The sequence below is a fragment of the Neobacillus sp. SAB-20_R2A genome (assembly GCF_049568635.1).
In the GTDB taxonomy this organism is placed as follows: Bacteria; Bacillota; Bacilli; order Bacillales; family Cytobacillaceae; genus Neobacillus; species Neobacillus citreus.
The window spans coordinates 5,873,375-5,897,826 of sequence record NZ_CP145895.1; the positions used below are offsets into that span (position 1 = coordinate 5,873,375).

The window sequence follows — 24,452 nt, forward strand, 5'->3', positions numbered from 1 at the left end:
TCTGCATATAAAAGGAGGAAGAAAAATGAGCACGATCGCTTTAGAAAAAGTGAACACCATCAAAACCCTTAATAATATCGCGGAAAGAGGGCTAAACGTATTCAATAAGAACGGCTTTCTGGTTGATAACGGCAGTGAAAATCCTGATGCCATCCTTGTTCGCAGCTTTAATATGCACTCGTTAGAATTCGGTGAAAATTTAAAGGCAATCGCTAGAGCAGGAGCAGGTGTCAATAATATTCCGGTCGATAGATGTACAGAGCAAGGTATTGTTGTGTTCAATACCCCTGGGGCAAATGCCAACGCTGTCAAAGAAATGGTCCTTACCTCATTAATAGCTTCTTCACGTAACCTTTTTGCTGGTGTAGCTTGGACAAAGTCGTTAGATGGTGAAGGCGAACAAATTCCAAAGCTTGTTGAAGCAGGCAAAAAGCAATTTGTCGGAAAAGAAATTAAAGGGAAAACGTTGGGTGTTATTGGATTAGGAGCGATAGGTGCACTTGTGGCCAATGATGCGCTGGATTTAGATATGGATGTTATCGGATTTGATCCATTTATCTCTGTTGATACCGCTTGGAATTTGTCCCGCAATGTGCAGCGGGCCATGACGATTGAACAGTTATTTGCAGAATCAGACTATATCACTGTTCACGTACCGCTAACCGATGACACAAGAGGAATGTTTAACCAAGCAACCTTCAGCATCATGAAGCCTGATGTTCATATTTTAAACTTCTCCCGTGGTGAACTTGTCAATGAAACAGACATGGCTGCCGCTCTCGAAAGCGGAAAAGTTGGAAAGTATATTACCGATTTTCCAAATGAACATGTGCTCAAAATGAAAAATACCGTTCCAATTCCGCACCTAGGCGCCTCCACAAATGAATCAGAGGAAAATTGTGCAATCATGGCAGCTCGTCAGGTGAAGGAATTTTTAGAAACAGGAAATATCAAAAACTCAGTGAATTTCCCAAATACCAGCCTTCCTTATACTGGTAAGCGGCGCGTGGCGGCATTCCATCATAATGTTCCAAATATGGTTGGACAGATTACATCTGCAGTATCCAGCTATCATTTAAACATTGCTGATATGGTCAACAGAAGCCGCGGGGATTATGCCTATACAATTATTGACATTGATAATAAAGTAAACGGTGATGTTATTCCAGGATTAGAGGAAAAAGTAAAACAAATTCCTGGAATGGTGACAGTTCGGATTATTTAATTAGGAAAAATTAAGTTACATGAAAATGGAGCCTGGTTTCAATACCGGCTCCATTTCTTTTACCCAATTTGATTCTATGCTGATAATTTTAATTTTTTCTCTTTTTTCCTTCTATAAGAATACAAAGCAAATAATAGAATAAACCATAGTGGTGTCAACAATAGGGCCGGACGGGTAGCGTCGGCGAACAGCATGATAATGAGAATCGCCGCAAACAAGGTTAGGACCGCATAATTAACAAATGGTGTAAATGGTGCTTTAAATTTTGACTTTGCCTGTAAGTCCGGACGAGTTTTCTTATACCTTACATGACAGATCAGAATGACGCCCCAAACCCAAATAAAACAAATGGCACTAATGGTTGTTACGATTCCAAAAGCCTGCTCCGGAATAAGTTTGCTAAGGAGCGCTCCCCCTGTCAGGACAAGAGTCGAAATCAATAATGCATTACTTGGCACATGATTTTTATTCAGTCTCGCAAAATGGGCTGGTCCCTGGCTATTATTGCTTAAATTATATAAAATCCGGCTTGTTGAAAACATCCCACTGTTACAAGCAGAAGCGGCTGAAGTTAGAACGACAAAATTAATAATTCCTGCAGCAATCGGAATCCCGACTAAACTAAACGTTTTGACAAACGGACTTTCAGCTGCATTCAGTTCCGTCCATGGATTAATACATAGAAGAACGATCAATGCGCCAACGTAGAAAAATAAAATCCGTAAAGGAATTTTATTAATGGCCGATGGGATATTTTTTTCCGGATTGGCTGTTTCCGCTGCCGATACACCCACTAATTCCACACCAACGAATGCAAAAACGACCATTTGGAATGAAAGCAAGAAGCCTGTCATTCCATTTGGAAAAAGGCCGCCATGTTCCCAAAGATTTTTAATAGAGACCGCCCCTGCATCTGTCTTGAATCCCATCACTAGCAAAATGATCCCAATTCCGATTAAGGCAAGAATGGTAATGACCTTTATTAAGGCAAACCAGAACTCCAATTCTCCAAAAAGCTTTACCGTTAATAGATTGAGGCCCAATAAGACAACCAAACAGACAATTGCAGGTATCCACTGTGGGATATCAAACCAATATCGTACATATACACCAACAGCAATCACATCAGCCATAGCGGTCATAATCCAGCAAAACCAATAGGTCCATCCCGTTACAAACGCAACTCGCGGTCCAAGGTAATCTTCGGCAATGTCAGTAAAAGACTGATAGCCCGCCTTAGACAGCAGGAGTTCCCCCAGCGCCCTCATCACAAAGAAACAGGCAATACCTACGATTAAATAAGCAAAGATAATGGATGGGCCAGCCAGTTGGATGGCTTTACCCGACCCCAGGAATAATCCGGTACCAATGGTGCCGCCAATTGCGATAAGTTGAACGTGCCGATTTGCTAAATTCCTCTTTAATTCTTGCTGTGCCAACCTTGACTCCCCCTTAAAATTTAAAAAACCCAATAAAAAAAGAGATTGGATGTCCTCCAATCTCTTAGGTCATAAGAATAACAAATAATACTTATTAAGCTGACAATTGTCAGCATGACAAATATATATTCAGTACTCTTCTGTCCTTTTGCCTGAGATTGTGAACCCTTCGGCGCCGCGGAATCCGCGGTCTCTCCAGAAGCTGCTCCTGCTATAGTGTGATCCATAGCAATCATAGCTTGCTAATTATTAAGTTTTTTAGATAATATTGTTGAATAATTTTTAATTTTAGTAGTATTAAATTACTTTGTCAACAATAAATGACTCTTAAATATTTTAATGACTCTCTGGAATTAATTTAAACCCCAGAGATAAGAATTTGAATTCGCTTTCATTAAGTTGTAATAGAAAGCCAAAGAACAGAAAAAGTATGTTATAATAATTGTCGAAATAAGTAGCTTTGTCTATAAAGGAACAGAATATATAAACGGGAAGGAACGTGAAAGAATGAGTAACGGAGTTTTCAAAATCCCAACACCTGCAAATGAACCTGGCAATACTTATGCTCCTGGGACAAAAGAACGGGAAACATTAAAGGCAGAATTAACACGCCAATCTAGTATCGTAATCGACATTCCTGTGATTATTAATGGCGAAAATATAAAGACAGAAACAGTGAAGCAAGTGGTTATGCCACATGATCATCAACATGTTTTAGCAAACTATTCGCAAGCCGGAGAAAAGGAGCTGCGTGATGCTGTTGAAGCTGCAATGGCTGCGAAAGAAGCATGGGCTAATATGGCTTGGGAACACCGCGCCGCTATTTTCTTAAAAGCTGCTGATTTAATCTCTGGACCATACCGTGATGTCATGAATGCAGCGACAATGTTAGGACAGTCCAAAACAGCTGTTCAAGCTGAAATTGATTCTGCCCAAGAATTAGTAGACTTCTTACGTTTTGGCGTTGATTATGCAAATCAGGTTTATCAAATTCAGCCAAGTAGCATGAAGAATGTATGGAATCGTACAGATTACCGTCCATTAGACGGTTTTGTATTGGCGATTTCTCCATTTAACTTCACAGCCATTGGCGGAAATCTGCCAGCAGCTCCTGCGATGATGGGGAACGTAGTCGTTTGGAAACCAGCAACAACTTCTATTCTAGCAAACTATTACTTTATGCGTATTTTAGAAGAAGCAGGATTACCAAAAGGTGTCATCAACTTCGTACCTTCTCGTGGTTCACAAGTATCAGAAGTTGTATTAACAGACCCTCGTATGTCTGGATTCCATTTCACTGGATCCACAAGTACGTTCCAAACGATTTGGAAAACAGTCGGAGAAAACATTGCAAGCTATAAATCTTACCCTCGTTTAATTGGGGAAACAGGTGGTAAGGACTTCGTATTTGCTCATGAAACGGCACAAGCAGACAAAGTAGTAGCGAACCTTGTTCGCGGTGCTTTTGAATACCAAGGTCAAAAATGTTCAGCCGCTTCTCGTGCCTACATCCCGGCAAGTTTGTGGGAAGAAGTGAAAGACGGTTTAGTGGCAGAGACGGCTAAGCTTAAAGTTGGGGATGTCCGCGACTTCAGGAACTTCATGGGTGCAGTTATTGATAAAGCAGCATTTGATTCAATTACAAGCTATATCGATTACGCAGCAGCTTCTGAAGAAGCAGAAATTATTGCTGGCGGTACTTATGATGATTCTGTTGGATATTTCGTTCAACCGACCATCATTGTGACAACAAATCCAAATTTCAAGACAATGGTAGAAGAAATTTTCGGACCAGTATTAACAATCTATGTTTACGAAAATGATAAATTAGAGGAAACATTGGAGGCAGTTGATACAGCTTCTATGTATGCCTTAACAGGTTCGATCTTTGCCCAAGATCGCGGGGCCATTGTTCACTTAGAAAACCGCTTATCCGGCGCAGCTGGAAACTTCTATATCAATGATAAACCAACTGGTGCGATGATTAATCAACAGCCATTTGGCGGTTCTCGTGGATCTGGTACAAACGATAAAGCAGGTTCTGTATTTAACATGATCCGCTGGACAAGTCCTCGTGTCATCAAAGAAAACTTTGCACCAACTGCAGAGGTTGCTTATCCATTTATGGATGCAGAATAAGTAAAATAAGAAAAAGAGGTTGAAATGTTTAAGTTTCAACCTCTTTTTTTAGCCACTCGGGTGAGCTATATAAGTTACCAAACCTTTTGCATTGGCATATAATGCTGCTTGTGTCCGATCTACAAGCCCAAGTTTAGCCAGTATTTGACTTACATGTTTTTTAACAGTGTATTCAGTAATAAACAAGGTCTTTGAGATTTCTTTATTTGAGTGCCCCTTGCCTAGTTCAATTAAAACTTCCCTTTCTTTCGGGGTTAACTGTTCGAGTTCTCCATTATCAACAGCTTCGCCTGATCTCATAGCCAAATCCAAAACTCCTGGGTCATAGTATTTCCGGCCTTTACCCACAACTTTTAGTGCATGTATCAGTTCTTCAGGGAATGCTTCTTTTAAAACGTATCCATCTACTCCTGTTTCTTTTGCCCGGATAAAGTCTTTTTCTTCTATGGATGATGTTAATACAACGAATTTACATTCAATTCCTTGCTTCATTGCTTTCGTGATTAAATCTAACCCTGATTCATTTGCTAAACGAAGGTCCACTAAAGCAAGATCAGGCTTTAACGAATTAAAAAGTTCCATTGCCTCCCTGCTATTCGTTGCTTCTCCAAGAACCTCCATTGTTTCATCTAAAGCAAGTATAGAGGTTAGCCCTTTTCTGACCAAAGGATGGTCATCAACAATCACAACTTTCACTACCCAGACACCTCCAGAAACTCTCCCCCTCTAATGTTTGGAATTTCTATGTGAATCTCTGTTCCTTCACCATTTATCCCATTAATAGAGATTGTTCCAGTAAATGAGCTAACTATATTCCTCATATTGATTAGGCCAATTCCTTTTTCTCTCTTATCTGTATCTGTATCAAGGGTTACATTAATCCCTTTACCATCATCCTGGATAACTAATACTGTTTTCTCATCCAATAAGGATAATTTTAATTCAATACCATTGCACTCCCCATGGCGAACCGCATTTCCACAAGCCTCACAGATTATTCGATAAAGGGCCTGCTTTAAACTTTCTGAAATTAATGATTCATCTCCAGAAACTTGATAGTTTATCCATATGTCATTTAAACGGGCATATTCGTCCAAATACTTTTTTAGACGAACAAGAAATGGCCTCTCTCCTTTCTTTACCGAACTTAACCGATAGATCGCTGACCTTAGTTCTTTAATAGTTGTATTTGCAGACTGTGAAAGGAATTTAAACTCTTGATTCAATTCATCCCTGTTCAAGCTTTGGCCCTTTACCTGTAAGCTATGCATGGCACAAACAATACCAAATAATCTTTGCGAAACACTGTCATGTATTTCATTAGCGATCCGATTCTGCTCTTCAATGATAATCATTTGATCCATCATCTGGTCCATATGTAGCTTTTCAAACATGATTTCGCTTAATTCCGCCAAATACTCAAAGGGGCGATTTAAAAGAAATGTGTTCTCCTCATTATTTCCATTAGCGTCCTTTATTCCTATAATCCCAACATTATTCGCGCTTCTAATAATTTTCATTTGATAGGTATCCTTATTAAGCTTGCAGGTAAACGCCTTCCTTTTCATGCGAATATTTTGCCAATTGTCGATGAGGTCATTTTCTAATCGTGGATTATTGGTCAAATTTCCAATGTAGCTATTCTGCTGGTTAATATCTGTAATCCAAAGGAACACTTCATCCCTTTCTGTACATTTCATTAAAGCAATTGTTATTTCTTTCACTAACTTTTCAATACTCATCTTGGAATTAAAGTTCTCCATAAGATGGTAAAGAGACATAACATGCTCTAAGGTTTGTTGATACTTTTGATTTGTATCCGTAAGAATCGTATTTACGTTTAATAATTCAGACTGCTGCTCTTTTAAAAGGGATGTTTTTAAATACAATTCTTTGGTCAGTCCTGAGAATAATCTCAAAAGCATGGTTATCAGCAGACATACTAGATAAAAGTTAGATTTATCCTGCACGATCATAACGATATTATCAATGTGATAGAGATGATTCGTAATGAATGTGGCACTTCCTAGATAGAAGGCCAAAGATCCCCAACAAAAAAATGTCGTTAGAAAGCTTGCTGCTACTAACACCGGATTAAGAGCGTACCAGATAAATGGACTTGAAATACCACCTGTTGGAATCAGCAGTAATGTTAATCCAATGATTTCAACCAGGACAGTCGATTTTATAATTGTGATATTCTCAACATATTTTCTTTGTATATCTGTAATAATCCAGGCAGCGACAGATAGTGATACAACCATTCCCACTTTAAAATAAAAGGGGGATTGTGGACCTATTAAACAAAAGATAGAAGTTAAGGATAGCGAAATATATCGAAAGACAAACACAAGATTCACTATGCTGGAAGGGCCTCTTCTTAAAAACTGATAAAATTTATTAACCTCTAGCATATGCTTTATCACTACCTGTTATTTTTTTCATATCTGAATTATTCGTTTTAGGGGTTTCATAGGTATATAAATAGTCCCCATCGACAATAAAAAATACAGCACTTTCCTCTTTATGATCTTTATTAAAAAAAATGGGAAGTTCCTTCTCATCAGAAATTTTTATGATGGATTTGAAAGAATCTAAGCTAAAAATTGATTTTTGTGCGATATTTATTTTCTGTGAAACAGGAATAATTCTGCTTGCATACCGTTTATTGATTATTTCAATTTCTAATGTTTCGGTTGAGAGGACATCAATTTTTAACCTTTTTATCATATAAATGGAGGTTACTAATAGGAAAATTGACAGTAAGGCACTGCTAATTCGAACAAAACGTAAAGGTAATTGTACGCCAAATGCTTCAATTTTCTTCGTCATCACTTGGGAAGAAGTAAATGAGACCATTGATGTAAAACCTTTTTCACTGGCTAGTGGAATTTCCTCCATAGAATACTGAAAAATAAGCCTATCCTGCACCTGAAAGGGTTTTTCAACCCCGGAATATTTAATCGTTCCTTGGATATCTGGCAGTACTTCAAGTGTGTACTGATCCGGGGTGATACCCGTTTCTTGTTCTACTTGTGAAATGAAAGCTTCGACTTGCGCTAAGTCAATTTTATATGGATCATTAATTACTGAAATTTCTGTGCCACTTTGTTCAAATCTTCGCTTTGGTTCTAATTGGAAACTCCTCTCCCAGACGTCCCCTGCTTTAATTATTAATTGAACTTCATGTGTTCCTTTTGCAGTAACTTGTCTTTTGGAATGGATCGTTGATTTTAAGCTGAAGGGTATTGCAGTTGTAATTTTCTTAAAGATTGTTTTCCCTGCATCAACCGTCCCGCCATTTGGATAAAGGATATTTGGTATAATCTCAGCCTTATAATCATACCCGGTCTCAATTAGTGAAGTGTTATCATTAACTTGAACAGTAGTAGTTGCCGGCTGCAAAAAGGTATATATTGTTAATCCAACAGATAAGACCAACAAGATTACAATAATGGTATAAAGTTTTTTATTATACCTCTTTAACATATTCGTTAAAGTCCCTGGCAATTTTCACACCTCACTTGTCTTTCTCAACTTACATCGGGTATTTTTGATCTAATCTCCGCACTCCCTCCATCCCAGCGGATATTTATTTTCAAGATCCCTCCGATTAATTCCGTTTGTTCCCCAATAATAGTAAATTCTTTTACTTTACCAGGAGGTATTAGATTAGGGAAACCTTCATTTGCATTAGATATTTTTTGAGAAGTATGCTCAAGATTCACAATGCTTTCTATTTCTATAGGATTTCCAGTATTATTTTTAATCGCAAATACATTATTTTTTCGATAGGAAATAGCAATAAGTGCATTTTCCTCAGAGCTAATTGATAAAATTGCCTTGTTCGAGATTTCAGCCTTTGTAAAACTATTTATCTGAATAAGATGGATAGATATCATAAAAAATATTGCGAATAAAGAATAGATTAATTTCATCACTTCCTCCTTACATGGAAGAAAGCCTAATTAAACTAAACAACTGTCTAAATTAATTCAGGCTAGTAGCACCAGAATTGCATACGTCAAAGATGGACAGATATAGGACGTATATCACAGGTTCCATTACTTATATTCACTCGCATAGTCTATTATAACTATATGCATTGGATAATTTTGTTAGTTTATGATGTTAAGTCGTCTCTATTTTTGTATATAATTGTCGTCTTCATATTTCTGTTTTTTTAAAATAGAAAAAGGAAGAATAATCGTGGTTCATTTATTCTTCCTCTTATATTTCTGCTTATTTTGCTTCAGACTCAACGACGATGGATCCTAATAATTCCTTATTTGACACTTGAACTCCACTCGGAAGGCTAATTTTTACTGCGACACTTCTTACATTTTGCATACCAGATTTAACTTCTGGGCCTACATTATCAAACACTAAGGACTGTCCCTTTGTTCCCCAAACTGGTTCAGATGTATTTCTAGTTCCCGATCCAAAAGTAATATATTGCTTATATTCTCCCGTCGCACGAACGGTTACCTTAACTGTTTCAGCTGATTTGTTTCTTAGCGTAAACACATGGTTCCATTGGTATACACTATTCGGCTGAAGACCGTGAAATTCTTCTTGACCATTTCCACCATTAATTCCTTTACCAAACTGGAAGAAAAGTTCACCATTCCTCATCACAGTTGTTTTATCTTTTGCCCCAATTTTATTTTCCCATGACCAAGGTGCATCCGCTTGAAGGGTTACGAGCGCTTGATCTGTATTAACAATTTTCAATTCTGCAGCATTTGTTACTGTTGCCTTATTGTAAGACATAGCTGCCATTACGCTGGAAATGGCAAGTAGCAGCACGACCATTAATAATCCTCTTTTTGTTTTCAAATATATAGCCTCCCTTTATTTTTTGGCTAGTTCGTCCCTTTATAAATTCAGTATAGGAGGTTTTTGATTTCTTTTCGTCACTCTCAAGTGTGCATTTACATAATCCTTTGTCTACTCTTAAAATCCTACTTTTTGCTAGTTCCTTGGTGTGCCTTATTACACCCTATCGTTCTACTTTTTGATAACGAGCGGTATACTTTTGTACCATTTGAATTCTACTTTAGAAGGCTTATTCCATCCGCTATTTACAATAAAATGAAGGGTGAGGAGGATTGCTATGAAAGTATTATCGAAGATTCTAAATGTCATATTAGTTTTTCTTGTTTTATGTACTTTAATTGCTGCAGTTGGTTCTGCTATTACGAAAAAACCTGTATTACTAACCGTCATCAGATCAAATAGTATGTACCCGGTCTGGGAACGTGGTGACATGGTGATTATTGATAACCTTCATCAGGATGAGCACATTTATAAAGGAGATATAGTATTTTTTAAAGCTGAAAAAGGCAGTCTTGCTTCAAAAGGTTGGATTGCCCATCGAGTAGTCAGTGGAAATGCAAAGGAAGGCTTCATTACGAAAGGTGATGCAAATAAATTTTCTGACCAAGATTCAAACTCCACAGACTCGATTGAGCAAAAATGGATAGCTGGAAGAGCTATGAAAATAGGAGAAAATCCAATTGTTCTAAAGAAAATAGGTTATTTATCATTATGGATGGAAAAATATCAAAGCAATCCTTTCCTTTTACCCAGCTTTGCACTAATTCTTGGGATTATTATAGCCATTGGAGAATTACGGCCCGGACAAAAACGCAAAAAACAAAGGAACGGAATGGAGCTGCAGCTTATCTATTTTATAGGAGGGTTCTCGATTTCTATTATAGTGGGCGGTACAATGATTTCTTCCGGAAATACATTAAAGCAAACTTATGAAGTATCTGAACAGAGTCAAGGTGTCATAATGGGCAGTGATGTTGGAATGCTCAAGGTTGGTGACACTGTTTCCCGACCATTATCTGAGATAAAAAACGAGGGGATCTTTCCATTAATAGGAGTAATCACTACCAACGACAAGCAAATAAAATTAAGCCATAAAAAATTGACTATTTTAAAGGGACAGCAGATTGATACTACCTACACAGTAACTGCTGAAAGTCCCGGCAAATATAAATCAACTATTAAAGTTGGAATATTTTATCCACTTTTACCCTCTTCATTTATCTATTTCCTTGCCAAAAAAAGCTATTGGCTTGCATTGGTCATTGTTTCGATTGTACCAGGGCTGCCGCTAATGATTTACCCATTTATTGATAGAAAAATGAGAAGAAGGACTTTTAATGTGCTTAGAAAGAAAAAAAGGAAGTTACAGAGGATTTTTCAAAGTTAATTTTTTAAAACGTTTATAGGTGAAGGGTTCTACTGGCCCAGACGCCTATAAACGTTCTTCTTCTTTAAGTCGACTTACTAACCATATAATTCGATATCTACGGTGCATTTGATCTATTTCCATTATCTAAAACTATAAAGTCTTTTTTACAAACTAAATTTTCCTCAACATAAACGTTTGCTGAGTAAGTATTCCCACTTACTACAGGATAATCCCATGTTGAAAACCGGACCTGATAATGAGGTTCATCGATATTTTCGGGGAATTTTAAGGTACCATCGGCTGGTGAGAAAATATAGCTTCCGGAAGTGGTTTTAATCCCAGACCCGGAAATGATTAGTTTTACATTTTGATGTTGAGTTACATCTAAATTACCGTCACTATCCCTTAAATGGAACTTTATTGGCGTCGTTGATTTTTGCTGCATCGTATAGTTCCGATTACTGAAAGGCGGTTCAAAACAGCCGTCGGTGGGAATTTCCTCCTCATGGCCAATGGCTGTAAAATCAAAAGCTACCGAGGTTGTTTTCCCTTGAGCATCATTGCCGACATATAAAGGAAGTTGTGCCGTAAATGTTAAATCTCTGCTATCGGTTTTTGCAATAGTACCCAGTGCAAACTGACTTAATCCATTAAGCGGTCCTTCATAAAGCTTACCCTGACCATCATAAATCGATAACTGAATTTGGTTATACAAATTTAAATCCCCGGATTCCTGACGTGAGCTAACGGTATAATTAAAATCCAAATTCCCATTATTGGATATCTTTAAAACGGAGGTTTTCTTGTCTCCTGGAGCCAGGTTATCGGCTATAAGGAATCCGTTGGATGGGGAGGTGGAAATATCTACGTTGTAAACGGTTTGGTCGGCTTCCGTTCCTCTAATATTCATTAAAAAGACCAAGAGGATAATAATAGGAATAATAACTACAATTGGAATAAACATCTTTTTTTTTCTCAAATGAATCCCTCGCAGGACCTAAACCGCGGAAGTATAAAACCGCGGTTTAGGCAAAAATTACGGATTATTTTTATCTTGTTCCCAATCAGTTTTAAAAGTGAAGTATACCGATTTTCCTTGCATATCATTAGGATTGATACCTGATCCTGCAGGTGGATCTTTCAAAAATTCAACAGTGAAACCTAATAAAGCAGCTTCGTCTTTTGCTATTTTAATATTTTCTGCTTTAAAATTGATTTGATTATTTACCATAGAGGACAGGTCAGCTTCATAGATGTTTTTAACTTCAAATCTTCCTGAAGAATCTGTCCCATCACTTGGCAAATTATTCATTTGACTTATTAAATAGCTATTAGTATAGTTCATCAAATCAGCTGCTGTTTGTTGATCTTCCAAACTAGCTGCTGGATGATCATTTCTCCACTGGCTATAGCCAAAATTAATATAATTCATAATAGTATCCATAAAAGTAGCATTTACTGCCTTAATAGGTCCGGCAGTTCCATCGACATCAATTTTTTTGACATTCCAAACAATTACCTTCGATTGTCTGGCAAATAGCAATGCATTATCGTAATCATCTCCAGAGGAGACTTCAACTGCTGATGAGTTAGTTGGGAAAATTGATAATGTTTTTAACCTCGCATCAAGTGTTCCAGTATTCTCTAAAAATAATCCGCGTGTATTCTTATCACCTGGAGCCCAATAACCCGTTGGCATCCCGCCAAGTACCACTCCATTATCTGGTGATTTTGTATAGAACATTGGGCCATTATTTGGAACATCATCTTTTTTAGCGGTAATACTAATGGTCCCCGATGAGAATGAATTGTTTGTATTTTGAGCGGAACTTGTAAAGATAGCGTAAGTAGCTCCACCAGCAATTAGGCTAAGACCCAATACTCCAGATGCCGATAGAAGAGCTAGTTTTTTCTTAATGTTCATCTTTTTGCCTCCTTCCTACCTTAATTAATAAGGGTGGCTATACTGCCACCCTTATAATTAGTCGGTTACTTAAATAAATTAGTTGTTTGCAGTTTGCTCTGCATTTACAGTGATTCCGAAAGTAGCTGATTTACCTTGGTAACCGTTTCCTGCATCTTTTGGAAGTTCATATTTTACATATAAATCCTCCGAACTACTAGGTGCTAGAACTCGATTATTATCAGTGTTAGGAGTTATAACATTCCCATCCTTATCATAAATAGTAATTGTCAATGGATATCCATCACCAGTAGTAGGTCCATCTCCATCAGGATCTTGTTCTGCAAGCGCTCCTGTTAAAGTAGTTGCAATATCGTAACGAAGTTCAAGTGATCCGCTGTTCGATACAGTAATCCTTTTTAAGCCATTATCTGGTTTAGTGGCATCAAAAACACCATTTTTATCCCCAGGAGCCATATTATTAACAGTAAAGTATCCTGCACCGGTTGGATCCTGTTGATCAAGGTTTATTGTTAGGGTACCCGCAGCAAATGTGTTATTAGTATTGCTTGCAGAGCTAGTAAAGATTGCAAACGTTCCACCACCAATTAATGTTGCCCCCAATGCTGTTGATAAAATTGCTCCCCCGATTTTCTTTTTAAGACTCATGAATGTTTCCTCCTCTTTTTTTCCTTGGTATGTACCAGGAATAAAATAATTTATATTGAACTTCCTTGAAATTCAAGAAAGAATCAACCAGTTAAGCAGATGGATTTTCATTTTTTGCTTCAATTGATGAAATAGTTTTCCAAATTGATAGAATTGACCAGCCAACAATAAGAACACCAGGGATAATTAACAATAAAACAGCTCCCATTTTTGATTTCATGAAATTAAGCGCGTAACCTACAAATGGAATAGTGAAGTTATCATATTGAGCTACAACTCTCCCAACCGTCACTGGGTCTGGATCTTTTGAATCGTTGTTATCCCCTTTGGTAATGTACTGGACAGATGATTGTACCTTTTGAACTTCAATAATTCTGTGAGTAATCAATTTATTGGAATCATCTTTTGATTTAAAAGTAATAATATCCCCCTTTTTAAACTTGGTGGGGTCTGCTACCGGTGTAACTGAAATGATTGAACCAGTTTTAATCCCCGGTTCCATTGAACCTGATAGCACAGTCATAAATTCATGTCCGAAAACTTTAGGCGTACCTCCGTCTCCAGCCATCTTCGAAGAAATCACCATAAGTATCATGCAAAGAAGAACACCATAGATAAAAATCCCCGAAATCCTACTAATCCATTTTTTTGTACTTTTCATTCACTCAACCATCCTTTTAATCTATTTATTAGTACATTGATTAACCATGATGGACTTACTAAAGGTTACCGGAATTCCTTCAATTGATAGTTCCGATCCATTATCACCAGGCTTGAGAGGGTGTTGGAATGCAACGAACTTATATACACCTGCTTTTTGAGGCTTGTAGGTTAGTTTTACGGGTGAACTCATTGAAGCCATTTTTGGGATAATCCCTTCATTGAACACCAGTTCCCCTTTTACGCCTTGCGGATTTACTGGGTTTTCAGTTGGATCATAATAGACGTAGTACTTAGAGGGGATAGCCATATCACCTGTTCCCCCATTTTGGATATAAGCAAAAATTCCACTGCAATCCCCACCATAATTGTTTGTAAATGCTAAAGAACTTTTATCCCACACCCAGCTGGCTTTTGCCTGAAAGGTGGAGGTGTTTTTGGCTTGTGATGTGAATATTGCATTTGTATTAGATGTAAGGTTTATCAAAGCAAACATAAAAAGGTACCAGATAAGGCCTGCATTACATATAATCAAAAGCTTTCTATGTCTTTTTCTAAACTTTCTCATTCTGGTAAATCTGATTGTTCTCACTCCCAATCATTCGTTTTTAAATGATTTGGTAATATCCTCTTTAAAGGTCGGACCATTCTTTTCATGAGTTATATAATTCTTAATTAAGAACAACCTAACAATAGAAATTGAATCTCAGCTGATTTGCAGCTAATCCCTTTCCTCACTTCCAATATTAACTATTTCCACAAACACTTTCGCCCCACTGCAGGGTAATCTTTCTGTTTCGTTTGAATTAAATTAACTAAGACTTTCGACTAGGTCCAAATGGTATATTAAGAAGGTTTATATGGTACTTTCGTATTATTCATTGGTACTTGAAAAGGCACTTATTAAGACACATAAGTGATCCTGGTTAAAAAAATAAGGCCCTTCATAAATAAAACAAAGGGACGGATATTCTGCCCCAAAGCAGAATAATCGTCCCCGTGCAATTCATTCCCCTTCTTTCCCCCCATAGTTCAGCCTTTTCTATTTTACATAGATAATAGTTTTTTCTAAAAAAAGCCATCCTAAAGAAGAAAACGCTGCTTCCAAGTTCCGTGTTTTTATGAATCTTATACTACCTACAATTGAAGGGAGATTTAGCTGTGAAACTGTATCAAGTAAGAAAAGGGCAATTTGTGTACTATAACAATGAGCTACACAAGGTATATGGTGTAAAACCAATGTATAAATTCTCCGTTCATCTTATAAAGCTAAGAGATTTAACACAGCATATAACCAATGCAGCGAGTGTGGAGAGATATATACCGAAGGAAAATGACAGTTTTATTTTTGATCATAAAGTATACACACTCCGGAACAATCAAAGACCTCAAGTTGGAGACTATATTTTAATTAATAATCCCGCCCCTGATACCCTGGATCATTACTCTTTAAATGAAATTGAAGTGGTTGAAACTGTTGATAACAAAGGGGTCATTACAAGCGATTTAGATGGTATCAAGCATAACGAATATTTATTGATGGTACCTGGCCGTGCACCCGACAGTCATCCTATCGATTATAAAGACATTGCAAATCTTGAAGAAGGCTTGGATGACACCCTCCCGCAAATTGTTCATCCATATGGGGAGTTATCGGCACAGTTGGGAGACATTTATAAAAAGAAGGATAGTGATGTATTAATAGAGGCTATGGTGATCGCGATTAAAGGGCAAACCATTTATCTTGGCGGCGGGTTAGAGGTGCCGCATGAAGAGTTGATGAATACGGATAGGTGGGAATTTCAATACAACCCTTTTAATAACTGACCGAGCTAAATCTATTTAAATAAGTATTCATCAATTGCAGGAGGTTTCCATGGAAAAGTTTAAAGAAAATAGTGTATTTATTATCTCTTTATTGCTGACCCTCATTTTTATTATCTGGGGAGTTTTTTTTACAGATAATCTTACCAAAGTTACCAACGCCGTTTATAATGGCTCCATTGATTATCTGGGTTGGGTTTATCTCGGTGCCACTCTATTCTTTGTCTTTTTTTCTATCTACTTGTTGTTTTCAAAGTATGGGAATATCCGGCTGGGAAGGAGAACTGATAAGCCTGATTTCTCTACCGCTTCTTGGCTGGCCATGCTGTTCGGTGCGGGTATGGGGGTCGGAATTGTATACTGGAGCGTCGCTGAACCAGTAACCCATTACACAGCTCCTCCGTACGGGAAAGGTTATACGATTGACGCAGCCAACACCGCAATGAAATATACTTTTTTCCATTGGGGCCTGCACCCATGGGCCATTTACACTGTTATTGGGTTAGCCCTTGCTTTTTTTCAATATAATAAAAGGCTCCCTGCAGCGATCAGTTCAGCATTCCATCCCATTTTGGGCGACAGGATTTACGGCCCGATTGGCAAAACGATTGATATCCTGTCCATCTTTGCAACAGTCTTTGGGATTGCAACCTCCTTGGGGCTTGGGGCGATGCAGGTTACTGCAGGTATGCATGACATATTTGGCATTCCTAATACATTATTTATCCAGTTGATTGTCATTGTGGTCGCAACAGTCCTTTTTATTATTTCCATTAATACAGGCCTGGAAAGAGGAATTAAATACTTATCCAATGCAGCCATCATCTTTTCAGTGGCAATCCTTGTGCTGATTATGTTTGTCGGTCCAGCCCTAACCGTTATTAAAGTCTTTTTTAATACAACAGGCCTGTATTTAAGTGACTTTATACATATGAGTTTACGGTTAAGTCCTTTTGGAAAAGGCGAGAAATGGATTGCTTCGTGGACCTTGTTTTACTGGGCTTGGTGGATAGCCTGGGCGCCATTTGTCGGCATGTTTATCGCCCGGGTGTCCAGAGGGAGGACAATAAGGGAATTTGTTATTGGCGTTTTGATTGTTCCGACACTTGGAACCTGTCTTTGGATGTCCGTTTTTGGCGGTTCAGCACTTGAGCTTGTTCAACATTCTGGAAACCATGATTTGGCAAAACATATCGCCGAAAATGTGTCCTTGTCCATATTTATTTTCTTCGACCACCTTCCATTAAGTTCCTTGTTAAGCATTTTAGGTTTCGCGGTAGTAGCTATTTATTATATAACTGTTGCCGATACCGCGACCTTTGTATTGGGGATGCTTAGTGAAGGTGGAACGTTTAATCCTTCTAACAAAATAAAAATGACATGGGGTGTCATCCAATCTGCTTTAGCTGCTGTTCTGCTGCTCGCGGGCGGTTTGGAGGTTTTACAAACTGCTTCCATTGCAGCCGCACTTCCATTTGCCATAATCATGCTCGCCATGTGCTACTCCTTGCTGACAGGCCTAAAAAAGGAAGCTGAAATGCAACAAGGCAATAAAAGAAGCGCGCAGCACTATAGCCTAAAGAACGAAAATAGTTGATTAAATAATAAGTAAATTTGTTCGGCAAAAGACTCCTTCAGACGCGATAAGCAAGCAGCGGTTTTTAATCAAACATTAATCACTAAAACAAAGGCCCTATCCAGTTTTTATTTGGATAGGGCCTCTGATTTTACCTTTTCATGGTAATAAAAAGTGTTTTATTTTAATATGTCATCAATGGAATTTGTCACATGAATCGCCCGTGGTTTATAGTCTGAGAGATAAGTGACTGCCCCTTGACCGCCGAGGTAAAAGGCAATGTCGGTTTGCTTTTCAGCAAATTGATCTAATCTCTGCAGCAGTTGAGGATCTGTTTCAAATGGTATAGCGGTTGTAGCGGACAACAGAACGACATCCGGCTTTAACTTGCAAACCAATGATTCAATCGCACCTGGTGCAGGAGAAGCCCCGATTAACTGAGTTTTCCATCCCTTCATCATGAAACGCAATAGGATCAGATGCAGTGGTACTTCATGTTGTTCAGTTGGCAGACATGCTCCGAGAACGAATGGAACATTTTCCCGATATTGATAATTTCGTCGAATTTGAACCAAGAAATCTCGTACTACCAGACTCGATACAGATTCCTGATATTCATCCCACTCATGACTCTCCCACTTTCTTCCTACCTCTTTTAAAAAAGGTACCACGATAGTGGTTAGAAAACGCTCTATCCCTACATGATGAAGCGCTTGTTTTAAGATAAAATTTAATTCTATTTCATCACAGTGCCTGCCTTTTTCCAGAAGCTGAAGGACATACTCATTCCATTGCTCATAACGGGGGGAATTCTCCATTTGTACCGGTACTGGGTCTTCATCAATCTCTTTTGCAAGCATGGCGGCTTGTTTTAGCGAGTGGCCTTGTTCCGAAAGTAGTTTGATTTTTAAAAGCGTTTTGACATCCTGTTGGCTATATATTCGATAACCATTCTCCAATCGCTTCGGTTGAATAACCCCATAACGCTCTTCCCATTTTCTAATCACTTGTTTTGATAATCCGGTCATATCTGCAACTTGTTGAATTGCAAATAGTCCTTTTTCATCAGATTGATACATCCATTTCATCCCCTTAATACCTGGTCCGTCCCCCATAGCCATACTTAGTATATCGAATCTCTATACTTTGTACAACGTTACCCCATAAACATTATACAAAGATTGAAGATAAAAAGTCCCCTCAGTTATTATAAAACCCCGGAACACCTGTATAATGTTTTCTATATTTTATTATACAAACATTTGACAAAAAGATTATCTCCGTTAATAATTAAGTAAAATTGGAATTTAATACTTTCGAGAAAGGGAGTGACGGGGTGTTTTTAGCCTGGCAGGAAATTAAAAAAAATAAACTTCGTTTCACTTTGATTACAGGGATTTTAATGCTCGTTTCCTATCTTGTCTTTTTTCTCTCTGGACTTGCAACTGGTCTCGCCAGTCTGAATAGGGAGGCGGTTGATAAATGGAGAGCGACAGCGATTATCCTTACCGAGGAATCAGATAAAAGCTTGTACCAATCATCCATGTCAATCGATCAGCTAAACGACATTAAAGCGAAAAAAACGGCGGTAATCGGTCAGCTAAATGCAATTGCCAGCAACGGCGATAACAAGCAAAATATCTCTCTCTTTGGTATTAACAAAGAGGAATTTCTAATGCCAAATGTGGAGGAAGGCAGAGCTTTTAAAAAAGCAAATGAAGTGATTGCTGACGATTCACTCAAAGACAAGGGATTCAAATTAGGTGATACATTATCCCTGTCGTCCAGTGATCAACAATTAACAATCGTTGGATTTACAGACCATGCCCGATTTAATGCTGCACCTGTTCTATATGCAAATCTTGCAACCTTCCACCAAGTCAAGTTCGGTGAAGCAGCCGATCAGAAACAAGATCAAGTTAACGGAATTGTTGTTCAGGATGCTTCTATTTCAAATCTCACCCAAAATGATGATCTAAATTCCATTGAAATTGAATCATTCATTCAAAATTTACCGGGTTACACTGAACAAAAACTCACCTTAAATTTCATGATTTACTTCCTCTTTGCTATTTCTTCCGTCATTGTCGCCATTTTCTTGTATGTGTTGACCGTGCAGAAGATTAGTATGTTTGGTGTTATGAAGGCGCAAGGTATTTCCAGCTCTTATTTATCTTGGTCTGTTATAGCCCAAACCTTTATTTTAGCATTCATAGGAACAACAGCAGGGTTTGCCTTCACACTCATTTCAGGAGCCTTTTTACCGGCAGCGGTTCCTGTTTCATTTGACCTGGCCTTGATGGTCTTCTATGGCCTCATTCTAATGGTTGTTGCCACCGCTGGTGCTGTCTTCTCGGTCTTGACGATTGTACGAATTGATCCGCTGAAAGCGATAGGAGGATAAACTATGGCAGTGTTGGAGTTACATCAAGTAAAGAAGAGTTTTGGAAGCGGCCATAAGAAAGTGGAAGCCTTAAAGGAAACAGAATTTCTTGCCCACCGAGGCGAGTTGATAGCAATTATTGGCCCGTCGGGGTCTGGAAAAAGTACCTTTCTCACTATTGTCGGGGGGTTATTAACCCCAACCTCAGGGGATGTAGTCATCAATGGCCAAAACCTAACCACGTTGAATGAAAAAGCCCGTTCACAAATCCGACTCAAGGAAATCGGATTTGTGTTACAAGCGTCGAACCTAGTCCCATTCCTCTCCGTGGCCAATCAATTGAAACTATTAGACAAAGTGAAAAAGGGAAATATGTCAAAAATGGAGCGGAATCAACTGTACGAGGAGTTGGGAATTAGTGACTTACTCATGAAATATCCATCCGATTTATCCGGCGGGGAACGCCAGCGTGTAGCCATCGCTAAGGCTCTGTACAGCAACCCTTCGATTATTTTAGCTGACGAGCCGACAGCCTCCCTTGACTCAGACCGTGCCTATGAAGTCATGGAGCTGCTGAAAAAAGTCACGAAGCAGAAACAAACGACAACCATCGTAGTGACGCACGATATTCGGCTTGTCGGATATTGCGACAAAGTCTACCGAATGACGGATGGTGTCCTTTCAGCAGTTTCAGAGGAGTCCTCCAAAATGAACAAAAAGGCAAAACTATACGACTGACAAAGGCTTGGTTTTTACCAAGCCTTTCTTTTGAGATTATGAACTATTCCGAGTACACCTATAAATCCAGTAGACCTCAGTATTACCCAATCAAGATAATCCACTATTTACCTTAAAATTCTACATATAAAAGTTTTTTATAACATATTATATATTTTTTGCATTTTATTTATTTTCATTATTGCCTTATGATTGGTCTGTAGCAATTGATAATTACTTCCTTAAGCCTTGGCTTAAAACCTTAAGAAAGCAAGGTTTAACTTAACGGAGCATATTTATAAAAGTCTCTGTCTGCAGGACAGAAATAACTTAAAAATAAGGAGAGGAATTTTTATGTGGATTATAACTCGTTATTTAGATTCAAATATTCCTATGTTTGAATTTAAAACAGAACAAGAAGCAAGAGAGACTCTCAAAAAAATGAAGGGCTATAACGTTCTTTCTGAAGTTGTATACTTCAATGACCCTTGTTTTCAGCAGGAATCAGCATAAGAGTACGCCTGGTTCATTGTAAACACATAACGAAAAGGCCAATGTTTTGAACATTGGCTTTTTCGTTATGTATACTATCTCCTAATATCTCAATCCTCATTTACTTATGATAAGGTTCCCCCCGGTTAATCCGAAACGCCCGATAAATCTGTTCAACCAATATCAACCTCATCAACTGATGGGGAAAAGTCATCCGTGAAAAGGACAGCTGCTCGTTTGATCTTTTTACCACCTCATCACTTAACCCCAATGATCCGCCAATTACGAAAGCAAGCTTACTTTTTCCATAAGTCGCAAGCTTATCCAAAGTATCTGCCAGCTCTTCCGATGATTGCATTTTCCCTTGAATCGCCAACGCAATCACATATGTATCCTGACTAATTTTCCCCAAAATCCGTTCACCTTCTTTGTGTTTCACCTGCACCATTTCCAGCTCACTTAATTCTTCCGGGGCCTTCTCATCGGCAACCTCGACGACTTCTACTTTCGCATAGGCCGATAATCTTTTTAAATACTCCTCAATTCCCTGCTTCAAATACTTTTCTTTCAGTTTACCAACCGTAATAATAGAGATATTCACAATCCACAACCCTTTAACATTTGATTACAAACAGTTTACAAACAACTTATCCACAGAAGTTATCCACATATTCACAATTTTTATCCACATCTTGTATGGAATCATTTGTTCCCCACAATATATACAGCCTGTTTTCGACAATATTCACAGGTTGTTGATAAATTATCCACACCTAATTTATTTAAAATTGGATAGGTTTCATATTCCTCCAAAATTGTATCCATTGCCTCACTCACATGTTCCTCACAACAATAAATCATTTTATTACACCATCCCGAACAAAATTCAATCATCTATAGCTTTTACCAAACCAACGTGTTCAAAACAAGCTAAAAGCCTCATTTATCATAGCAAATAGAAAAAGAGAAGTGAATGATCACTTCCCTAAATCAACAGCATTATTGAGTTTTATCACTAGCCAATGTCATCGTTACTTCTTTGAGCTTGCCGTCCCGATAGAATTTAATCATCATCTGCTCACCGATTTTCTTTACCTGATATAAATGCTTCCTTAGATCAATGACATCATTAATTTTCTGTCCGTCCATTTCAACTATGACATCCAATTCCTGTAGACCTGCAACCGCTGCTGGTGAGCCTGGAACTACCTGGCGAATCGCTACCCCATGCGTCACATCGCGCGGCAATTTTAATGCTTCCTGCTGGTAATAGGCAGGAATTTCATCAACCGATTTTAAATCTACACCCATATATGGCCGCTTGACGCTGCCGAATTGTTCTAAATCGTTAATAACCGGCTTAGCTGAATTTATCGGAATCGATAAGCCGATTCCTTCAACGGCCTCCTGGGAAATTTTCATCGAATTAATACCGATTACCTGTCCGGCCATATTAATTAAAGCACCGCCGCTGTTTCCTGGATTGATGGCAGCATCGGTTTGCAATACTTCTGATTGCCAATCAATGATGCCGTCCTGATTGATATCAACAGGAATCGTCCGCTTCAATCCAGATATAATCCCCTGTGTGACTGAACCAGAGAAGGTAGGACCAAGCGGGTTGCCGATGGCAATAACCGGTTCACCCATCTTTAAGCTGTCAGAATCACCGAATTCCGCAACCTTTTTAATCTTTCCAGCATCCACTTCAAGCACGGCCAAGTCTGTCCAAATATCGCTTCCTAATAGCTTGGCCGGTATCTTTGTACCATCCGAGAGACTAACCTCGAGCTTTGTAGCCCCCTCAACGACGTGGTGGTTTGTTACCACAAAAGCCCTGCTGCCAGAAGCCTTATAAATCACCCCTGATCCGGTTCCTGCCGGATCCTCTGTATTATTTTCTCCGTTATCCCAGAATCCTGATGACTGAATGTTATTAATTCCAACAACAGCAGCAGCTGTTTTATCGATAGCATTAGTGATATTGGTGTTAACATCGTACGATATTTGTTTATGTACAACATTTTGCTTAGATGTATTATCTATTTCTGTCACAGTACTTTGCTGTGGCTCTACTTTGTATGGAAGAACACCGCGGTTGGCAAGAGCAGGGATGGAGACAATCACCAAAATAGCTCCCAAAACGGCTCCAACCAGGCTGGCAATAAAAATTCCACTTTTATTTCCTTTTTGCTCCCGATAGCGATTTGGAGAATGATCATCATAATAGCCCAATTTACACCATTCCTCTCTACAGAACCATTGCTAACGTTTATTTTGGCTTATATAAACTATTATACTCCAATACAAGGTATTTACTAAAAATTTGCATAATATTCCATGAAACTTCATCTTTTGTTCATACTTTTTTCATACTAAAAAAAGAGAGGAGCCTTCAAAGTGAAAGCAACCTCTCTATACTGCAGTTAGCACGGTCGGTATTTTTGGGTCTGTGTCATACAGGTCAAATTGTTCGCCGACTATTAAGCCGCGGCTTTCCAATGTCTGTGACACTGACATTCTTGCTAAATCCTTCATATTGTTATCTAGGCTTAAATGCGCGAGATAAATTCGTTTAGTCCGGTCACCAACGACCTCACTCATCGCAAGTGCTGCATCTTCATTGGAAACATGGCCGACATCACTTAAGATTCTTCGTTTAATGTTCCAAGGATATCTGCCCATCCGCAGCATTTGCACATCATGATTGGATTCAAAAATATATACATCGGCATCTTTGATTATGCCCTTCATTCGATCGCTTACATAACCAGTATCAGTAATTTGCACGAGCTTTTTGCCGCCGGAATGATGGAAAATATAAAACATTGGCTCAGCCGCATCGTGGGAGACCCCAAAAGATTCAATTTGAACCGAACCAAAGCTTTTTACCGATTCCATATCAAACACAAACTTCTGCTCAGTTGGGATTGCACCTACTAAACCATCCATGGCCCGCCAGGTTTTTTCATTTGCATAGACTGGCAGCTTATATTTACGCGCTAAAACGCCAATCCCTTTGATATGATCGCTGTGCTCGTGGGTTACAAAAATGGCAGAAAGCTTGCTGATATCCCGGTCGATTTGCTGAAACAGTGCCTCCATTTGCTTTCCGCTTAAGCCTGCATCGACTAGAAAGGAGTGCTCTTCAGCCTCTACATATAGGGCGTTGCCTGTACTGCCGCTTGTAAGAATGCTATAACGTAAAGACATACAT

General features: G+C 38.5%; 24 protein-coding genes and 1 riboswitch. Of the genes, 8 read left to right on the plus strand and 16 right to left on the minus strand.

Features of this window, described 5'->3' with window-relative positions; all coding sequences use genetic code 11:
* Window positions 1-25: 25 nt before the first annotated feature.
* Window positions 26-1,225 (plus strand): phosphoglycerate dehydrogenase, encoded by a 1,200-nt coding sequence (locus V5M37_RS28615; RefSeq protein ID WP_423800224.1) that lies wholly within the window; start codon window positions 26-28, stop codon window positions 1,223-1,225.
* Window positions 1,226-1,299: 74 nt separating this feature from the next.
* Here V5M37_RS28615 and V5M37_RS28620 read toward each other — a convergent pair whose 3' ends face one another.
* Window positions 1,300-2,664, minus strand: coding sequence for an amino acid permease (locus V5M37_RS28620; protein ID WP_423800225.1), 1,365 nt, complete (start codon window positions 2,662-2,664; stop codon window positions 1,300-1,302).
* Window positions 2,665-2,794: 130 nt separating this feature from the next.
* Window positions 2,795-2,873: riboswitch (glycine riboswitch) on the minus strand.
* Window positions 2,874-3,171: 298 nt separating this feature from the next.
* On the opposite strand from V5M37_RS28620, the gene pruA reads away from it, so the two are divergent.
* Window positions 3,172-4,803 (plus strand): L-glutamate gamma-semialdehyde dehydrogenase, encoded by a 1,632-nt coding sequence (gene pruA / locus V5M37_RS28625; protein ID WP_423800226.1) that lies wholly within the window; start codon window positions 3,172-3,174, stop codon window positions 4,801-4,803.
* Between the two features lie 48 nt (window positions 4,804-4,851).
* On the opposite strand, the gene V5M37_RS28630 is transcribed toward pruA, so the two are convergent.
* From V5M37_RS28630 to V5M37_RS28650, 5 genes are all read right to left on the minus strand, one after another.
* A complete protein-coding gene (locus V5M37_RS28630; RefSeq protein WP_423800227.1) occupies window positions 4,852-5,499 on the minus strand; it encodes a response regulator in 648 nt (215 codons plus the stop codon).
* Window positions 5,499-7,067, minus strand: coding sequence for a sensor histidine kinase (locus tag V5M37_RS28635; RefSeq protein WP_423800228.1), 1,569 nt, complete (start codon window positions 7,065-7,067; stop codon window positions 5,499-5,501). The genes V5M37_RS28630 and V5M37_RS28635 overlap by 1 nt, the downstream gene beginning before the upstream one ends.
* Before the next feature lie 136 nt (window positions 7,068-7,203).
* Window positions 7,204-8,313 (minus strand): DUF5305 family protein, encoded by a 1,110-nt coding sequence (locus V5M37_RS28640; protein ID WP_423800229.1) that lies wholly within the window; start codon window positions 8,311-8,313, stop codon window positions 7,204-7,206.
* Window positions 8,314-8,336: 23 nt separating this feature from the next.
* Window positions 8,337-8,741, minus strand: a complete 405-nt coding sequence (locus V5M37_RS28645; protein WP_423800230.1) for a hypothetical protein — start codon at window positions 8,739-8,741, stop codon at window positions 8,337-8,339.
* Between the two features lie 304 nt (window positions 8,742-9,045).
* Window positions 9,046-9,642, minus strand: a complete 597-nt coding sequence (locus V5M37_RS28650) for a hypothetical protein (protein ID WP_423800231.1) — start codon at window positions 9,640-9,642, stop codon at window positions 9,046-9,048.
* A 277-nt stretch (window positions 9,643-9,919) separates the two neighbouring features.
* On the opposite strand from V5M37_RS28650, the gene V5M37_RS28655 reads away from it, so the two are divergent.
* Window positions 9,920-11,029 (plus strand): signal peptidase I, encoded by a 1,110-nt coding sequence (locus V5M37_RS28655; protein WP_423800232.1) that lies wholly within the window; start codon window positions 9,920-9,922, stop codon window positions 11,027-11,029.
* Window positions 11,030-11,126: 97 nt separating this feature from the next.
* Here the strand turns inward: V5M37_RS28655 and V5M37_RS28660 are convergent, their stop codons facing one another.
* From V5M37_RS28660 to tapA, 5 genes are all read right to left on the minus strand, one after another.
* Entirely contained in the window at window positions 11,127-11,990 is an 864-nt protein-coding gene (locus tag V5M37_RS28660) for a hypothetical protein (RefSeq protein WP_423800233.1), read from the minus strand.
* A gap of 57 nt (window positions 11,991-12,047) precedes the next feature.
* Window positions 12,048-12,935 (minus strand): TasA family protein, encoded by an 888-nt coding sequence (locus V5M37_RS28665; protein WP_423800234.1) that lies wholly within the window; start codon window positions 12,933-12,935, stop codon window positions 12,048-12,050.
* 78 nt (window positions 12,936-13,013) lie between these two features.
* A complete protein-coding gene (locus V5M37_RS28670) occupies window positions 13,014-13,583 on the minus strand; it encodes a TasA family protein (RefSeq protein WP_423800235.1) in 570 nt (189 codons plus the stop codon).
* 91 nt (window positions 13,584-13,674) lie between these two features.
* Window positions 13,675-14,244 (minus strand): signal peptidase I SipW, encoded by a 570-nt coding sequence (gene sipW, locus V5M37_RS28675; RefSeq protein ID WP_423800236.1) that lies wholly within the window; start codon window positions 14,242-14,244, stop codon window positions 13,675-13,677.
* Between the two features lie 21 nt (window positions 14,245-14,265).
* Window positions 14,266-14,811 carry an amyloid fiber anchoring/assembly protein TapA gene (gene tapA / locus V5M37_RS28680; protein WP_423800237.1) on the minus strand — a complete coding sequence of 182 codons (546 nt, stop codon included), beginning with the start codon at window positions 14,809-14,811 and terminating at the stop codon, window positions 14,266-14,268.
* A gap of 593 nt (window positions 14,812-15,404) precedes the next feature.
* Between tapA and V5M37_RS28685 the strand changes: the two genes are divergently transcribed.
* A complete protein-coding gene (locus V5M37_RS28685) occupies window positions 15,405-16,070 on the plus strand; it encodes a hypothetical protein (protein WP_423800238.1) in 666 nt (221 codons plus the stop codon).
* Window positions 16,071-16,119: 49 nt separating this feature from the next.
* Window positions 16,120-17,664 (plus strand): glycine betaine uptake BCCT transporter, encoded by a 1,545-nt coding sequence (locus V5M37_RS28690; RefSeq protein WP_423800239.1) that lies wholly within the window; start codon window positions 16,120-16,122, stop codon window positions 17,662-17,664.
* A gap of 158 nt (window positions 17,665-17,822) precedes the next feature.
* Here V5M37_RS28690 and V5M37_RS28695 read toward each other — a convergent pair whose 3' ends face one another.
* Window positions 17,823-18,722: a MerR family transcriptional regulator gene (locus tag V5M37_RS28695; protein WP_423800240.1), complete on the minus strand. Its 900-nt coding sequence runs from the start codon at window positions 18,720-18,722 to the stop codon at window positions 17,823-17,825.
* Between the two features lie 257 nt (window positions 18,723-18,979).
* On the opposite strand from V5M37_RS28695, the gene V5M37_RS28700 reads away from it, so the two are divergent.
* From V5M37_RS28700 to V5M37_RS28710, 3 genes are all read left to right on the plus strand, one after another.
* Window positions 18,980-20,047, plus strand: coding sequence for an ABC transporter permease (locus V5M37_RS28700; RefSeq protein ID WP_423800241.1), 1,068 nt, complete (start codon window positions 18,980-18,982; stop codon window positions 20,045-20,047).
* 3 nt (window positions 20,048-20,050) lie between these two features.
* On the plus strand, window positions 20,051-20,764 hold the full coding sequence (locus tag V5M37_RS28705; RefSeq protein ID WP_423800242.1) for an ABC transporter ATP-binding protein: 714 nt from the start codon (window positions 20,051-20,053) through the stop codon (window positions 20,762-20,764).
* Window positions 20,765-21,097: 333 nt separating this feature from the next.
* Window positions 21,098-21,256, plus strand: coding sequence for a hypothetical protein (locus V5M37_RS28710; RefSeq protein ID WP_423800243.1), 159 nt, complete (start codon window positions 21,098-21,100; stop codon window positions 21,254-21,256).
* Window positions 21,257-21,356: 100 nt separating this feature from the next.
* Here V5M37_RS28710 and rlmH read toward each other — a convergent pair whose 3' ends face one another.
* The 4 genes from rlmH to V5M37_RS28730 all read right to left on the minus strand — a co-directional run bounded on the left by rlmH (window position 21,357) and on the right by V5M37_RS28730 (window position 24,448).
* A complete protein-coding gene (gene rlmH / locus V5M37_RS28715) occupies window positions 21,357-21,836 on the minus strand; it encodes a 23S rRNA (pseudouridine(1915)-N(3))-methyltransferase RlmH (protein ID WP_423800244.1) in 480 nt (159 codons plus the stop codon).
* A gap of 101 nt (window positions 21,837-21,937) precedes the next feature.
* Window positions 21,938-22,129, minus strand: coding sequence for a CxxH/CxxC protein (locus V5M37_RS28720; RefSeq protein WP_423800245.1), 192 nt, complete (start codon window positions 22,127-22,129; stop codon window positions 21,938-21,940).
* Between the two features lie 105 nt (window positions 22,130-22,234).
* Window positions 22,235-23,470: a S1C family serine protease gene (locus V5M37_RS28725; RefSeq protein WP_423800246.1), complete on the minus strand. Its 1,236-nt coding sequence runs from the start codon at window positions 23,468-23,470 to the stop codon at window positions 22,235-22,237.
* Window positions 23,471-23,650: 180 nt separating this feature from the next.
* Entirely contained in the window at window positions 23,651-24,448 is a 798-nt protein-coding gene (locus tag V5M37_RS28730; protein WP_213147856.1) for an MBL fold metallo-hydrolase, read from the minus strand.
* Window positions 24,449-24,452: the final 4 nt, after the last annotated feature.